This window comes from Silanimonas sp., from assembly GCF_027530345.1.
In the GTDB taxonomy this organism is placed as follows: domain Bacteria; phylum Pseudomonadota; class Gammaproteobacteria; order Xanthomonadales; family Xanthomonadaceae; genus Silanimonas.
In genome coordinates, this window is record NZ_JAPZQK010000016.1 from 1 (window position 1) to 16,061 (window position 16,061).

Annotated in this window: 9 protein-coding genes; 1 reads left to right on the forward strand and 8 read right to left on the reverse strand. The window is 71.7% G+C overall.

What is annotated here, in order from left to right:
- Positions 1-264 precede the first annotated feature (264 nt).
- The 5 genes from O9255_RS08770 to O9255_RS08790 all read right to left on the reverse strand — a co-directional run bounded on the left by O9255_RS08770 (position 265) and on the right by O9255_RS08790 (position 5,532).
- Entirely contained in the window at positions 265-2,241 is a 1,977-nt protein-coding gene (locus O9255_RS08770; RefSeq protein ID WP_297866478.1) for a SpoIIE family protein phosphatase, read from the reverse strand.
- Complete coding sequence (locus O9255_RS08775) at positions 2,241-2,576, reverse strand: STAS domain-containing protein (RefSeq protein WP_297866479.1); 336 nt, start codon at positions 2,574-2,576, stop codon at positions 2,241-2,243. The genes O9255_RS08770 and O9255_RS08775 overlap by 1 nt, the downstream gene beginning before the upstream one ends.
- A gap of 7 nt (positions 2,577-2,583) precedes the next feature.
- Positions 2,584-3,006, reverse strand: a complete 423-nt coding sequence (locus tag O9255_RS08780) for an ATP-binding protein (RefSeq protein WP_297866480.1) — start codon at positions 3,004-3,006, stop codon at positions 2,584-2,586.
- A 67-nt stretch (positions 3,007-3,073) separates the two neighbouring features.
- Positions 3,074-4,999, reverse strand: coding sequence for a methyl-accepting chemotaxis protein (locus O9255_RS08785; protein WP_297866481.1), 1,926 nt, complete (start codon positions 4,997-4,999; stop codon positions 3,074-3,076).
- A 119-nt stretch (positions 5,000-5,118) separates the two neighbouring features.
- Complete coding sequence (locus O9255_RS08790) at positions 5,119-5,532, reverse strand: NUDIX domain-containing protein (protein WP_297866482.1); 414 nt, start codon at positions 5,530-5,532, stop codon at positions 5,119-5,121.
- Positions 5,533-5,625: 93 nt separating this feature from the next.
- Between O9255_RS08790 and O9255_RS08795 the strand changes: the two genes are divergently transcribed.
- Positions 5,626-7,344: a cation:proton antiporter gene (locus tag O9255_RS08795; protein ID WP_297866483.1), complete on the forward strand. Its 1,719-nt coding sequence runs from the start codon at positions 5,626-5,628 to the stop codon at positions 7,342-7,344.
- On the opposite strand, the gene recD is transcribed toward O9255_RS08795, so the two are convergent.
- From recD to O9255_RS08810, 3 genes are read right to left on the reverse strand one after another with little or no spacing between them, the layout of a single operon-like run.
- Entirely contained in the window at positions 7,330-9,105 is a 1,776-nt protein-coding gene (gene recD / locus O9255_RS08800) for an exodeoxyribonuclease V subunit alpha (RefSeq protein WP_297866484.1), read from the reverse strand. The genes O9255_RS08795 and recD overlap by 15 nt on opposite strands.
- The gene (locus O9255_RS08805; protein WP_297866485.1) at positions 9,102-12,668 is read right to left on the reverse strand and encodes a UvrD-helicase domain-containing protein; all 3,567 of its coding nucleotides are present in this window, start codon (positions 12,666-12,668) and stop codon (positions 9,102-9,104) included. The genes recD and O9255_RS08805 overlap by 4 nt, the downstream gene beginning before the upstream one ends.
- On the reverse strand, positions 12,665-16,033 hold the full coding sequence (locus tag O9255_RS08810; RefSeq protein ID WP_297866486.1) for an exodeoxyribonuclease V subunit gamma: 3,369 nt from the start codon (positions 16,031-16,033) through the stop codon (positions 12,665-12,667). Before O9255_RS08810 ends, O9255_RS08805 begins: the two co-directional genes overlap by 4 nt.
- Positions 16,034-16,061: the final 28 nt, after the last annotated feature.

Consider the following 16,061-nt stretch of genomic DNA (forward strand, 5'->3'; position numbering starts at 1 on the left):
ATCCGCGAAGCGTCGAAGAGCTGGAAGATGATCCACCACTGGAAGCCAGCGCTGCAGAGCTTCCAGTTGATGTTCGGCGAAGAGCGCGTGCCGCTGGCCGCGCTGTGACAATCCCGGTTACACAGTTCGTTTGACAGACCCGTAGTGCTTAGCACGAGCAAGACGTACGGGGCTCGCCGAATCTCTAGGCTTGGGCACGATTTAGCTCGGTGCAGGATAACGGCGGGCTTTGGTGAGGCCTTCCAGCTACGTTCCCCAAATCAGTCATCGCCACCTCACCATCAACACCGCGATATCGTCGCTCTGCTCCGCGCCACCGGCATGCGTCCGGATCGCCGCGACCATCGCCTCATTCCTCGCCGCCATCGTTCCGTCTGAGTCCGCGAACGCCGCCTCCATCGCGGCCTGACCCCAAGGCTGCCCACGCGGGTCCATCGCTTCGTTCACGCCATCGGTGAACAGGAACAGCACGTCGCCGTGCTGCAGCGCGAGCTCGGCGCTGCGGTAGTCGAGGCCTTCCATCACGCCCAGCGCCACGCCGTCGGCGCCGTCGAGGGCGCTCAGGGTGTCGGCGCTCGCGCGCAGCGGTGGGTTGTGGCCGGCATTGCTGTAGCGCAGGCGGCCGTCGCGGGTGTCGAGGATGCCGAGGAACACAGTGACGAACATGCCGGCGTCGTTGTCGGCGGCCAGCTCCTCGTTGGCGCGGCGCAGGATCTCGTCGGGGCCGTCGATCAACAGCGCGGCGGCCTTCACCAGCGTCTTTGCCTTGGCCATGAACAGCGCGGCGGGCATGGCCTTGCCGGACACATCCGCCATCACCAGCGCGAGGCGGTGGGCGTCGAGCCAGAAGAAGTCGTAGAAGTCGCCGCCCACTTCCTTGGCCGGCAGCAGCTGTGCGTGCACCTCGACTGGCGTGGTGCCGGGCTTCGGGAACGCTTGCGGCACCATGCTCATCTGGATGGAGGCCGCGAGCTTCAGGGCTTCGTCGAGCTTCTGTTTCTCGACGTACACCTCGGTGAGCCGTGCGCGGTCGAAGGCCATCAGCACCAGGCCGCCGAGCGCTTCGAGCAGCACTTCATCATCGCGGTCGAAGCCCTCGTCGCCGAGCTTGTTCACCACTTCCAGCACGCCCACGGCTTGGCCGTCGCCGCGGCGGATAGGCAGGGCCAGCAGGTTGCGCGTTTGCAGGGCGGTGCCTTCGTCGGGGCGGCTGCTGAAGGCGGTGTCTTTCCTGCAATCCGGCACGTTCTGCAGCTGGCCCTCGCGCAGCGCGCGCTGGGCGATGCCTTCGCCGGGGGCGAACGCGGGCACGCTGCGGGCGTCGAGGCCCTGCGCCACGCTGTAGCGCAGCGCGCCGGTGGCGGGCTCGTGCAGCAGCAGGCCGCTGCGCTCCACGCCCATCACTTCGGTGGTCTGCGCCACGATCACCGGCAGGAGTTCGTCGAGGCGCACGCCGGTGGAGAGCGCGCGCGAGACGGCCAGCAGCGCGTTCACCGTGCGCAGCTGGCGCGCGAGTTCGCGCGCGGTGCGGTCGTTGCGGCGGCTGGCCCAGACGGCCAACCCCACGACGAAGGCCACCACCCAGCCCACGCCGAGGGCGAGCAGCGCGGCGCGTTGCACCGGGGCGAGCCGGGCTTCGTACTGGGTGAGGCGCAGGTCGATGCCGAGCGCGGCGACGGTGCGGCCTTCGCCATTCTTCAGCGGCTCGAAGGCGCTGATGAAACTGCCCCACTCGTCGGTGTAGGGCTGCGAGACCACGCTGCGGCCTTCGCGCAGGGCGGTGAAGAGATCGGCCGGCGGGTCCTCGAACACCTCCATGATCTGCACCCAGTCCGGCGCCACCGTGGTGTCGCCCGGGCGCGGGGTGGAGCCGTCGAGCACGAAATGCAGCACGCCCTCGCGCTCCACCACCGTCCAGGCGAAGGCCACTTCCGGGTCGGCGGCGAGCACGGCGCGCAGCGGCGCGATGGCCTGCTGGTACTCGGGTGACCGGTGCTGCGCGGGCGAGGTGAAATCGCCGTGCCCGCCCACATCGATGGATTGCACCGCGATGCGCGCGGTGCGCTGCAGGCCGGCGTGGATCTCGCCGATCATCGCGGCCTGCGTGCGCCAGAACAGCAGGGCCACCAGTGCGCTGAAACCAAGGCCCACCAGCAGGACGCCGAGGCTGCCCGCCGCCCAGGGCGGCAGGCGCTGCACCCCCCGCCCGCTGATGCGACGCGTGGCCTCGGCGTTCGCCATCAGCGCAGCTGCGCGAGCGCGGCGTCGCGGTCGGCGACGAGGGTGAGGATGCGGCTGAAGCCGGCGATGTCGAACACTTCGCGCACGGCCGGGGCGAGGCCGCAGAGCACGAGGGCACCGCCGCCCTTCTGCAGCTTCTTCGCCAGCATCAGGAACACGCGCAGCCCGGCCGAGCTGACGTAGTCGACGCCGGCGAGGTCGACGGCGACGCGGGCGTCCAGCCCGACGCGCTCGCTGCAGTGGCGGTCGAAGACCGTCGAGGTGTTGGTGTCGAGGCGGCCGCTGAGCTGCAGCAGGCGCACGCCGGCGTGGTCGGTGTCTTCGATGTCGAGCATGTCGTGGTCAGCCGGTGGTGGCGGGGGCGTCGGAAAGCGGGTGGGCGAGGCGCAGGTGGTTGCGCGTGCCGTCGTGGTGCCAATGCACTTCGTCGATGAGTTCACGCACCAGCAGCAGGCCGAGGCCGCCGGGTTCGCGTTCGTCGAGGGCGAGCGTGGTGTCGGGCGCGGCCTGCGCCAGCGGGTCGAAAGGCGGGCCCGCATCGACGATCTCGGCTTCCAGCCGGCCGGCGTCGGCGCGCAGTTGCACCAGCAGCAGCTCGGGCGAAGCGGCCCCGTGCGAGATCGCGTTGGTCAGCAGTTCGTCGAAAGCGATCTGGAAGCGTGTGGCCACCGCCGGCGGCACGTCCGCGGCCTCGCACCATGCGGCGAAGTCATCGGCAAAGCCGCTGAGGGCATCGCGCTGGCGGGGAAGGCGGAACGTGCTCACGCGGGGACGGAGGGCGCCGTGCGGGGACGGCGCAATGTGACACACCCCGGGCCCCGCGTCAGGGGCTTCAGTCCACGTAGCTGCGGACGATCGACAACAGGCCGTCCACCTGGTCGTCCAGCGAGCGGGCCGCGGCGGCGGCTTCCTCGACCAGCGCGGCGTTCTGCTGCGTGGCCTTGTCCATCTGCATGACGGTGATGCCCACTTGCTCGATGCCGCTGGCCTGCTCGGTGGTGGCCGAGGCGATGTCCTGCATCAGGGCGGAGACGGTCTGCACCTGGCGCACGATCCCCGCCATCACCTCGCCGGCGTGGCGGGCGCGGTTGGCGCCTTCATGCACCGAGGTGTTGGCCTTCTCGATGAGCCCCTTGATCTCCTTCGCCGCCACCGCGGAGCGCTGGGCGAGGGCGCGCACTTCGGTGGCCACCACCGCGAAGCCGCGGCCCTGCTCGCCGGCGCGGGCCGCCTCCACCGCGGCGTTGAGCGCGAGGATGTTGGTCTGGAAGGCGATGCCGTCGATCAACCCGATGATGTCGGCGATTTTGCGGCTGGAGGTCTCGATCTCGGCCATCGAGCCCATCACGTCGTGGACGACGTGGTCGGCGCCGTTGGCTTCGTTGGCCACGGCGATGGCCCGCTGCCTGGCCTCCGTGGCGGCAGCGGCGTTCGCCTTCACCGTGGAGGTGAGTTCCTCCATGGCCGCTGCGGTCTCCTCGAGGTTCGCGGCCTGCGCTTCGGTGCGCTTGGCCAAGTCCTCGTTGCCGGTGGCGATCTCGGAGGACGCTGCGTGGATCAGCATCGAGAACGCCTTGATCTCGCCCATCATGTCGTTGATGGCCGGGGTGATGTCGGTGGCGAACTTCACCACCTTGTAGGGCTTCCCGTCGGGCCCGGACAGCACGTTGTAGCTTGCCTCCAGCCAGAGCGAGCGGCCGCCGCGGCCAACCCGGCGGAAGCGTCCGACCTTGGCTTCGCCACGCGCGAGCGAAGGCCAGAAGTCGCGGTACGCGGCGCCGTCGCGCTCCGCGGGCCGCAGGAACATCCGATGGTGCTGGCCGACGATCTCGTCAAGCCGGTAGCCGGTGGCGGACAGGAAATTCGCGTTGGCCTTGAGGATGGTGCCGTCCAGGTCGAACTCGATGATGGCCTGGGCGCGGTCGACCGCCGCCATCTGGTTGCCGAACTCAACGTCCTGGCGCTTCTGGGCGGTGATGTCGGTGGCGAACTTCACCACCTTGAAGGGGCGGCCCGACGGGTCTTTCACCGTGTTGTACGTGGCCTCGAGCCACACCTCGCGGCCGCCTTTGCCGAACCGCCGGTACTGGCCCTGGTCGGCGTGGCCCTCGCGCAGGCGCGCCCAGAACGCCGCGTAGGACGACGAGGACACGTCGGCAGGCGCGACGAACAGCCGGTGATGCTGGCCGACGATCTCGGCGAGGGCGTAGCCGGTGGCCGCGAGGAACGCGGCGTTGGCATGGAGGATGCGGCCATCGAGGTCGAATTCGATCATCGCCATCGCGCGATCGATGGCGTCGAGCTTCGCCTTGGCCTCGGCCTCGGCGAGGCGCTGCGCGGTGATGTCGGTGGCGAACTTCACCACCTTGGCCGTGCGACCCTGCGCGTCGAGCACCGGGTTGTAGCTGGCTTGGATCCATACCGCCGTGCCGCATTTGTGGCGGCGCTGGTACTGCCCGGTGGAAAAGCGGCCCGATGCGAGGCCGCTCCAGAAGTCCTTGTAGGCCGGCGAGGTCGCCTCTTCCGGCTTCAGGAACATCCGGTGGTGCTGCCCGCGGATTTCGTCGAGGCGATAGCCGAGGGCATCGAGGAACAGATCGTTGGCGTCGAGGATGGTGCCGTCCGGCGTGAACTCGATGACCGCCGACGAGCGTCGCATCGCGGCGACCGTCGCTTCGAGTTGCTGCACCTTCGGATCAGGGTGGCCCAGCGTGTCGAGCAGGCGGTGCGGCCAATCGTGCGGTTTGCCAAGGGACATGGGTGCCTCCATCGGGACGTGATGTCGCTGGAAGTAGGCTAGGTGAGGCGTGGGCCGCGGATGTGCACGTCGCGTCGCAGTTGACCGGGTTCACCAATTCCACAAATCGGGAAAAACCCTCAGTCGCGCATCGCCCGCCACGCCGGGAGGATGTGCTCCGCACTCAGCGGTGCCACGGGCACGGGGAAGGGGGCCTGCGGCGCGACCCACGCCAGCTCGGCGATCTCGGCCGAAGCGACGGGGATGCCCTCGATGCGCACGGCGTAGGCCTCGCCGCGCACGCGCCGTCCGGGCTCGTTCACGGCATCGGCTTCGAATTCGCCAAGGCGCGCGGCGCTGCCTTCGACCAGCGTGACGCCGAGTTCTTCCTGCAGCTCGCGGGCGAGGGTGCTGAGTGCCGCTTCGCCGGCTTCGCGCTTGCCACCGGGCTGGATGAAGGTGGAGGAGCCCTGCTTGCGCACCAGCAGCACGCGGCCGGCGTCATCACTGATGACGGCGGCGACGGTGCGGATCAGGGGCGGTGTGGTGGGCATGGGCGGATGATCGTGCATCAGCACCCGGCCGTTCGCATCACGTTCCGGATGGCTTCGGTAAGGTGCTGATCGAGCGAGAAAAAAGGAGCGCCCATGCCACACGACGTGACCCTCATCATCATGCTGGCCGCGGCCTTCGGCGGCGCGCTGGTACTCGGGTGGCTGGCGCACCGCTTGCGGCTGCCGGCCATCGTCGGCTTCCTTGCCGCGGGCGTGCTGATCGGTCCGGCAACGCCGGGCTACGTGGCCGACATGGCGCTGGCCAGCCAGCTCGCCGAGATCGGCGTGATGCTGCTGATGTTCGGCGTCGGCCTGCATTTCTCGCTCGACGACCTGGTGAAGGTGCGCGGCATCGCGCTGCCGGGCGCGCTGCTGCAGATGGCGGCGGCGCTGGCGATGGGCTTCGGCTTGGCCCACTGGTGGGGCTGGCCCTGGGGCGCAGGCCTGGTGTTTGGCATGACGCTCTCGGTGGCCTCGACGGTGGTGCTGCTCAAGGCGCTGGAGGCGCGCGGCCTGCTCGAAAGCAGCGACGGCAAGATCGCCGTGGGCTGGCTGGTGGTCGAAGACCTCGTGATGGTGCTGGTGCTGGTGCTGCTGCCGGTGCTGGCCCCGCTGATGTTGCCCGAGGGTGCGGGTGCGGCCGTTTCCGGCAAGGCGCTGGGTGCGGCCATCGGCCTCACGCTGCTGAAGGTGACGGCGTTCTTCGTGGTGATGCTGGTGATCGGCCGGCGCATCTATCCGAAGCTGCTGTGGGCCGTCGCCAAGACCGGGAACCGCGAGCTGTTCACGCTGGCCGTCGTCAGCTCGGCCATCGGCATCGCCGTTGGTGCTGCGGCGCTGTTCGACGTCAGTTTCGCGCTCGGCGCGTTCTTCGCCGGGATGATGATGCGCGAGTCGGACTTCAGCCATCGCGCGGCGGAGGAATCGTTGCCGCTGCGCGACGCGTTCGCGGTGCTGTTCTTCGTTTCGGTGGGCATGCTGTTCGACCCCGCCGTGCTGGTGGAGGAGCCATTGCGCGTGCTGGCGGTGGTGGGCGTGGTGGTGGTGGGCAAGACGATCGCGGCGATCGCCGTGGTGCGCGCGCTGCGCTACCCGTGGCGCACGGCCTTGACGGTCGGCGGCAGCCTCGCGCAGATCGGCGAGTTCAGCTTCATCCTCGCTGGGCTCGGCTTGGCGCTGGGACTGCTCGGCCAGGAGGCGATGAGCCTCGTCGTCGCCGGCGCGGTGGTGTCGATCGCGATCAATCCGCTGCTCTTCGCAGCGGTCGAACCGCTGAAGAAGCGCCTCGAGGCGAAGGGCGCCGCACAGGCCGTGCCGCAGGACCTCTCCGACCCCTTGGCGGTGTTGCCCGATGCGGTCGACGCCGAGCGCTTGCGCGACCATGCGGTGCTGGTGGGCTACGGCCGCGTGGGCCGCGTGCTCGCCGAGCAGCTCACGGCGCGTGGCCTGCCGTTCGTGGTGGTGGAGACGCAGCGCGACCTCGTCGAGGGACTGCGTGGACGCGGCCAGCCTGCGGTACTGGGTGATGCGCAGCTTCCCGAGGTGCTGGTGCAGGCGCATCTCCACCATGCCCGCCTGCTGGTGGTCGCCGCGTCGGACCTGCTGGCGGTGCGCGGGATCGCGACCACGGCGAAGGCCCTGCGTCCGGGCATCCGCATCCTCCTCCGCACGCACAGCGCCGACGAAGCCGAGCTGTTGGCCGGCGCGAGTCTCGGCGAGGTGTTCTACGCCGAGCGTGAGCTGGCCATCGGTCTCGCGGACCGGGTCAGCGAAGTGTTCAAGGACGGCGCCGCGCCCTCAGCCGGGCACTGAGCCGGCGTCGCGCGGCGTCGCGGCCGCGAGGGCCTCCGCCAGCCGCACGTGGAGGCCGCCGGCACGACGCACCGGGCGGTCGAGGCAGGCGTCGATCACCGCGTCGTCGGCGTGCAGGGTGAGCATCCGCTTGGCGCGCGATGCGGCGGTGTAGAGCAGCTCGCGCGAGAGCACGCGGTGCTCGGGGTCCGGCGGCAGCAGCACGGCCACCTCGGCGTACTCCGAGCCCTGGCTCTTGTGCACGGTGAGCGCGAAGCCGAGATCGAAGGCAGGCAGGGCGCCGATCGGCAGGGCGCGCGCCGGCGCGATGCCGCCTTCGTCGATGCGTTCGAACCACACGCGCAGTCGCCCGTCGGCGTCGGCGAGGCAGAGGCCGACGTCGCCATTGAAGAGGCCGGTGTCGGTGTCGTTGCGGGTGACCAGCACGCGGCGGCCGGGATACCACTCGCCTTGCGCGTTCGCGCCCGCGTGGCGACGCAGCGCGGCATCGAGGCGCTGGTTGGCTTCGACACTGCCGAAGGCACCGTCGCGCACGGCGCACAGCCACTGCCGCGCCTTCAGCCCGCGTAGGGCTGCTGCGGCGAGCGTGGCCGCCTGCGCGGGATCGGCCGGCAGCACCGGCATGGCGCCATCGCCGAGCAGGGCCTCGGCCCAGTCCCGCAGGGCCGCCTGAACCGCCGCGGGCGTCGTGGTGTCGCGCACGCGCACCGCGCCTTCGCTGCGGTCGATGGCCTCCGCGAGCGCGCCGCCGTCGCCTTCGCGCAGCGCTGCGTTCACCGCCGCGAGCGCCGCTTCGGCACGGAAGCTGTGGCGCAGCCGCACGAGCGGTGAGGCGTCCCGCGCCTCGAAGGCCTGCACGAGGTCCTGCAGCGCCGAGCCCGGCCCCACGGGGCTGAGCTGGTCGGCATCGCCCACCAGCCACAGCGCCGCGTGCGGCGGCAGGGCGTCGAGCAGGGCGTGCAGGGTTTCGAGATCGAGCATCGAGGCTTCGTCGACGACCACGAGATCGGCCTCGATGGGGCGGCCGCGATGGCGGCCGAAAGCCTGCGCGTGCGGCTGGTAGTCGAGCAGGCGATGCACGGTGAGCGCCACCGGCGCCACCGGCAGGCCCTCGCCCTCGCGCAGGGATTCCGCCAGACGCTGCGCCGCCTTGCCGGTGGGCGCGGCCACGCGCACGGCGAGCGGCGTGTCCTGCAGGCGCTGTCGCGCCATCAACATGCGCCGCACGGTGGTGGTCTTGCCGGTGCCGGGCCCGCCGGTGAGCACGAACAGCCGCGTGCCGAGGCAGCGCCGCACCGCCTCGCGCTGCGGCGTGGTTTCGGGCGTCGCAGGGCCACCGAACAGCACGTCCAGCGTGGCCTCGTCGATCGCGGTGGCGAACGCGGGCAGCGTGGCCTGCACGGCCGGGGCGACGGCCGCAGCGATGGCGGTTTCCGCCTGCCAAAAGCGACGCAGGTAGACGCGGGCGTTCCCGTCGCGGACGAAGGGCGTGTCGGCCTCGGCCGGGCCCAACCACGCACCGAGCAGAGCGTCGAGGGCGTCGTGATCAAGCGTCGGGGCGCCCAGGCGCAGCGCATCCTCGACGGCGAGCGCGCTGTGGCCTTCGCCGGTCGCAGCGCTCAATGCGCCACCCAAGCGAGCGAGGTCTTCCGAGCCGCCGTGGCTGAGCACCCAGCGGTGCAGCAGGCGGTCGATGGGTCGCCACGCCTCGGGCAGGCCGGTGGCGGAGCGGGCCATCAGCGGATGCGGCTGCGTCGTCATGCCGCCGCTCCGGCGAAGAGGCGGTCGGCGCCGAGGACCAGCGGCTCCGCGAAGTGTTGCGACCACAGGCCGAGCCCGGGTGCGAGGCCGGCGGCGCGCACGAACAGGTAGATCGCCGGCCCCATGTGGGTGGCGTAGGCGTAGCGGTCGCGAAGGCGCTGGCGCATGTAGCGATGCACGGCGAGCGTGTAGAGGAAGGCCTGGAAGCGGTAGTGGTGCGCGTCCATCGCCGCCACGAGGGCGGTGGGCGTGTAGTCGGCGAGCGTGGGCAACGCGTTGGTCTTGTAGTCGAGCACGTGGAAGCGGCCGTCGTGTTCGAACACGAGGTCGATGGCGCCGACCATCGCGCCGCGCAACCGCTCGATCGGGCCCTCGGGAATCAGCGCGGTTTCGCCGTGCGCGACGGCGAGGCGACGCAGGTCCGCCATCGAGGCCTGGTCGATGTGGAACTGGAAGGCGAGCTCAAGCGCCTGCTGCATGGGCGTGAGCGCGCCAAGCGTGCAGGGCACGGCGCTGCCGGTGGGCAGCGGCACCGCGAGGCAGCGGTCGAGCATGGCGGCGACGCGCGGCACCGCCGTGCTGAGCGGGCTGCCGTCCGACGTGCGCACCGCGTGCTGCTCCAACGCGCGCTGCGCGCCGGCGAGGTCGGCGGCGAAGCCCCGGCCGGGCTCGCGGGCTTCGAACAGGTCGTGCACGGCTTGGCCGAAGCCGGTGCCGCGCACGGTCGCGAGGGCCTGCCAGGTGGCGAGGGCGTCGTCGTCGAAGGCGGGCGTCGGCGCGGGCGCGGTGTCGTGCGGCGTGTCGGTCTCGGGCACGGCGCTGCGCTCGTCGTCCGCGGCGCTCGCTTCGACGTGGCGCCGTTCACCGTGCCCGCTCAGGTTGGAGAAGCTGTAGCGGCCGGGCAGGGCGAAGCCGGCGGGTGCGGATGGTGTCGATTCGGCCGCCGTGCCGACCGCCTCGCGGGCGACGTAGGGTGAATCGGGCGGCAGCGGCCAATGCGGACGCCACGCGATGCCGGGGCCCTTGCGCTCGGCCTCGGGCCAACGCGACAGCAGCGCGTCCAGCGCGGAGCAGTCGGGGTCGACTTTCGCTGGCGGGGCGTTCTTCTTCTTGCCCTGCCGCTGCGACGGTCGATCCGGCGGCAGCGTGAACACGTGGCAGGCGTGCTCGGCGCGGGTGAGCGCGACGTACAGCAGGCGGAAGCGCTCGTCCTGCAGCGCCTCCCTCGCGTCGCGGAGCGCCGAGGCCTCGAACACCGCGGCGCGGCGGCCGTCAGCGTCCTGCGAGGCGATGGCCGGCCCTTTCGGCGGACGATGCTCATGTGCCCACAGCGTGGGCAGCAGCACTACCGGGAATTCGAGGCCCTTGCTGGCGTGCAGGGTCATTAGCCGCACGCGCTTCGCATCGGACTCGAGGCGCAGGCTGCGCTCGCCGCCCGCAATCGCTTCCTCGTCCTCGCGCTGCGCCCGCATCCAATCCAGCAGCGCATCGGGCGAATGGCCCGCTTCCGCTTCCTGCTGCAGCAATTCGCCCAGATGGCGAAGGTCGGTGAGGGCGCGCTCGCCGTCCTTCTCGTCGCGGTTCGCCAGCACGGGCAAGGCGAGTTCGATCAGCGCCTGCACCACGGCCAGCACGCCGGCGCGCGACCAGCGCTGCCGAAGCGCGATGAAGCGCTCGCGCCAGGCGTCGAGCCCGCCGCTCGCTTCGAGTACGGGCAACGCTGGCGGCGTCAGGCCGAACAGCGGCGTGAGCAGGGCGGCACGCAGGGCGCCGGCGTCGCCCGGATGGCGGACGGCATACAGGGCGAGCAACAGGTCGCGCGCCCACTCGGAATCGAACACCGTCTGCCGGCCTTGCCCCGCGCAGGGCACGCCGTGGCGCTGCAGCGCGCGGCGTAGGGCCGAGACCTCGGCGTTCGACACCAGCAGCACGGCGAGGTCGCCCGGCTGTAGCGGACGGTCGCCCAAGCGATGGCGGCCGGAGGCGAGCAGATCGACCACGAGTGCGGCGCAGGCGTCGATCGCCTTCGGGCGCATCACGCTGTTGGGCAGGGCGAGATCGAGACGGTGGAACACCAGCGGCGCCGCGATGGGCTGGCCGTTCTCGAGCAGCGGCTTGGCGTCGGCGCGGCCGGCGGCGCGCACCGGCGCGTAGGTGATCGGCGTCGCGCCGGTGCCGAGGCGCGCGCGTGCGCCGTCGAACAGCGTGTTGCAGGCGGTGACGTAGGTGGTGGACGAACGCTGGTTGGTGTCGAGCGTCAGCGTGGCATCGGCATCACGGCAGGCCGCGAGATAGGCGGCGATGTCGCCGCCGCGGAAGCTGTAGATGGCCTGCTTCGGGTCGCCCACCATCGCCAGCAGCCCGCGCTTCGCGCCAGTGCTATCGCGGTAGAGGCGGTCGAGCAGGGCGTACTGCGCGCCGTCGGTGTCCTGGAACTCGTCGACCAGCGCGATGGGCCAGCGCGCGAACACCGCGTCGGGCAGGGGCGAACCGTCCTCGCGCATCGCGCCGCTGACCTGCTCGATCAGGCGGTCGAAGCCCATCTCGCCGATCTCGAGGCTGCGGGCCTTCTGCATCGCGCGCAGCTCCGGCCACCACCACGCCCAGAACGCGCGCTCGGGGCTGGTGGCCTGCTCGATCGCGGTGGCGAAGGTGCGCATGGCCGCGCGGAAGTCGGGGTCGAGCAGGATCGCGCGTGCGGGTTCCAGTACGTTCTTCGCTGGTTCAACGAGACCTCGCAGAACCTCAGGCGCTTTCGGAAGCACAGGCGCGCCATCGATAAAGGCGAGCAGCGCACAAGCTTCGTCGTGCGGCACTGATTTGGCGCCCTTGTAGTTTCCCTCCCAGATCGCCAGTGCGCGCAACTGCGCGTCGAGCCACGGCGTCACACTAGCGCGCAGGGCCCCATGCGTCGGCGCCGGCGTCACCACCACGCCGGGCTGCAGCAGCGCGGCAATGGCTTTCGTCAGCCCGTCGAGGGTGCTGCAGCCCTTGGGCAGCGTGCGCGCAAGCCCCGGCGGCTCGCCCGCACCGATGCGGCGCAGCAGGTCGCGGGCCATCGCCTCGAGCACGCCTCGCCCATCGCCGAGCGCCAGTGGCTGGAAGCCCTGCCGGCTCTCCAGTGGATGCGTCGAGAGGATGCGGTGGCAGAGGCCGTGCAAGGTGCCGATCGGCGCGCGGTCGAGCTGCGCGAGCGCCGCCAGCAGGTGCGTGCGGTCGGCCTCGCGCTGGCTCGGCGCGCTGGCCCAGCGTTGGCGCACCCAGGCCCGCACTGGATCTTCTGCGCTGACGCCACCGGTGGGCGCGGCCAACGGCGCCCGCGACCAGCGCAGCGCTTCTTCGACACGCTGGCGCAGGCGCGCACCGAGCTCCTGCGCGGCGGCCTCGGTGAAGGTGCTCACCACGATCTGTTCGGGCAGGGGGCGCGGGCGGCCGTCGGCGTCGTCGAGCAGCAGGCGCAGGTAAAGCGCGGCCATGGTCCAGGTCTTGCCGGTGCCGGCGCTGGCGTCGATCTGCAGTCGGCCCTGCAAGGGCGCATTGGTCCAATCGAGGGCGACGCTCATTGGGCGTCCTCCTTAGCGCCGGTCGCGCCGGCGTCCTTGGGAAGGCACGCCACGAGCGCGCGGGCATCGTCGCGGAATCGGTCGAGGGACTCGCTGCCGGGATGCAGGCGCCAGTCGCGACCGAGCAGGCCGGCGTAGCCCGGCGCGTAATCGCGCTCACCGGTGCTGAAGTCGGCGCCTTCCCAGACCTTGACGATGGCTTCGTCGTCATCGGCGTCGGCGTTCGCTGCCGCCCAGCTGGTGCCCGGGCTGTAGCGACGCTCTCCGGCCAGCACGGCGGCGCGGTAATCGACGAGGGCCTGCACCTGCGAAGTGCGCTGGGTGGCGTCGCCGGCCGCCAAGGCCTCACCCCAAGGCGCGAGGCCTTTCGCCGTCACCAGCGCGACGCACACGGGGGCGTCGGTGCTGGCACGCAATGCGGCCCAGCGCAGGAAGGCGGGCACGCGCAGGCCGAAGTGCAGGTCGTTCGGGCCCTTGCCGGGCGCGGCATCAAGGAGCCAGAGCGTGCCGTCCGTGGCCTCGTGCACGGCCACCTGGCCGCGCAGCTCGCCGTTCTGCAGCGCGAGGCGCACGGGACGCGATTGCGCGGGCGGCAGCGGCCAGGGCAGGGGGCCTTCGCTGGGGCGCAAGGCGGCGAGGGCCTTCTGCGCCTTCTCGGCCTCCTTCTCCCACGCCGCTTCGCCCAGTGCGCCGGGCGGCAGGCGGCCGTCGAGCCGCCAGGCTTCCGGCGGCTGTTCGCCGATCGTGGTCGTGCCCTTCGCGAGCGCGTCCAGCAGCATCCGTTTCGCCCAAGCCTCGCGCGGGTCGCTGCGCGGCAGCAGGGGCTCGTTCTCGTCGAGACGCTCGTCGTCGAGGGCGTCGAGACGCACGCCATACACGTGTTGGAGCACCTGCTGGGCGGGTTGCTGGAAGAACCGGCAGAGCGTGTCGAGATCGGGCGCCGACGTCGGCAGCGTCGCGGCCGCGGGGGGTGCGTCATCCGTCGTCGATGGGGTCTCGCTCGCGAGCGCCGCGACCAGCGCCGCCGGCTGCAGCGGCGCGCGGCGCTGCCAGGGCCACAGTCCGCTGTCCGTGTCGAACAGGGTGTGCGCTTCGTCGTCGGTAGATGCATCCCCGAAGCGCGCCAAAGTGTCGAGCAGTTCGGCCAGCGGTGCGGCCGGGTTGCGCGGCCGACCGTCGTTCGCGCCGATGCCGACGTGGCTCAGGTGCAGGCGCTCGCGTGCCGCCATGACGGTTTCGAGGAAGAGGTAGCGGTCGTCGCTGGCGAGGTCGCGGTCGCCGCGCTGCGGCTTCAGGCGGCGCAGGTCGAGCCCGCCGTCCTCGACGTGGCGCGGCAGCGCGCCTTCGTCCAACCCCAGCACCGCAACCACGCGGAAGGGGATGGCGCGCTGCGGCACCATGCCGCAGAAGGTGATGCCGCCGATCAGGAAGCGCTGCCGTTCGGGCACCGCTTCCAGTTTCGCCAGCAGGGCCTCGCGCACCGCGGCCCAGCGCAGCGGCGCGACGAGTCCGGCATCGCGCCATTCCTCGCGCAAGGCGACGACGAGGCCCTTCGCGGTGTCGAGCGCTTCGCGGCCTTCGGCGTCGAGTGCGGGCGCGCCGAGCAGCGCCTCGAAGCGCCGTTGCAGCGCCGCCGCCCAGTCGTCGCCGCCCTGCGCGGTGCGCCCCAGCGCCACCCACTCGCGCAACTCCAGCAGCAGGGCGTGGGCCCGGCCCAGCGCCTCGGCCACGCCCGCGTCCACGCCGTCCACGGGTAGCACGGGCTGGTCGTCCGGCAGCGTGCGCACGCCGGGTTCGCGCCCGCCGTACACATGCCCGGCCATCGCGCGGTCGAGGCCCCAGGCGAGGCTGTGCGTGTCGTCGTCCGGCGCGCCGAAGCGCGCGCGATCGGCGCCGTCCAAGCCCCAGGCGACGCGGGCGCGTTCGAGCGCATGGCGCAGCGTGTCGCGGTGGCCGCCGTCGAGGCCGAAGCGCATCGCCATGGCATCGATGTCGAGCAGGTCGAGCACGCCCTGCGCCGTCATCCGGTGCGTGGGCAGGGCCAGGGCCATGTCGAGCGCGCGGTAGATCGGGTGCGTGGCCGAGAGCGGAATGTCGGCCAGGTGGTAGGGCCAGGGCCCGTCGCGACGGCCGGGCTCGCCGAACACCGCAGGAATCAGCGCGCGGTAGCGCTCGATGCGCGGCGAGACCACTACCACCTCGGCGGGCTGCAAGCCCTTGATGTCGGCGAACGCGGCGCACAGGGCGTCGTGCAGGACTTCCAGCTCGCGCAGCGGCGTGGCGCAGGCGTGGATGCGCAGGCTGGCGTCGGTGCGGGCCTCCTCGCGCGGCAGCCCCGGCGGGGGCGCGAGCGCCGCCATGTCGTTCAACAGCACGCTGCGCTGCAGACGCTGCAGCAGGGCACGCGGTGCGGGATCGTCGGCGCGCTCTTCCCAGTCATTCCCGCTGCGCTCTTCCAGCGCCAACTCGGCGCTTTCGAGCTCCAGCAGGAAGTGCTGGCCCAGCCGCCCCCACGCCGCCAGGAGCGGATGGTCGAGGGCGAGGAATTCACTTTCGCCGCGGTCGTCGCGGTTGAGCGCGCGCTGCATGGCCTCGCGGCCCGAGGGCAGGCCCACCCAGTGCTCGCGGCAGGGGTCGGCCACGTGGAAGACCACCGGACGGTGCCGCGCCAGGGCGCTCAGCACGTCCAACTCCAGCGGCGGCAGATGGTTGAGGCCGAACACGTGCAGCGGTCCGTCGTCGAGCCCCGCGGGCGGCGGGCCTTCGCGCAAGCGCCGGGCCAGCGCGACGAGGCGTTCGCCGCGATGGCGGGAGGCCGGGCCGCGGCGCAGCGCGCGCCACGCGCCCCGCAGCAGGGCATCGCCGGCGACGGCTTCGCGGGCTTCGTCCCAGCGGCGCAGCCAGCCTTCGCGGTAGACCATCAGCGGCGACAGCGCGGCGGCGAGACGATCAGCCAGCGCGAAGGCCTCGCGGCCGTCATCGTCGCCGGCCAGGGCGGCCACCACGCGCGGGTCGTCCAGCTGCGGCAACAGCGGCAGCAGGCGCCAGCGCAAGACCTCGCGCTGCCAGGCGCGGATGCCGAGCAGCGGCTCGCCGAGCACCCGCCGCGCGAGTCCATCCAGCCACGGGCTGGGCAGCACGATGTCGAGGTGGGCGACGATGCCGTCGCGGCGCTTTCGGGCCAGACCATCGCGCAGCCAATGGCGCAGGCCCGGATGCCCCACCAGCACGGTCTGCGGCGCCAGCAATGACGCGGGCGGCAGGTGCGAAAGCAGGGCCTCGAGGGGATCGAGCAGGGCTTCCAGCCGACTGGCCCGGAACAGCCAGAGGCCGCGTTCCGGGTCGATGGTCCATTCGTTGCGCATAGGGCCGAACGATACCCGATGGGATTCG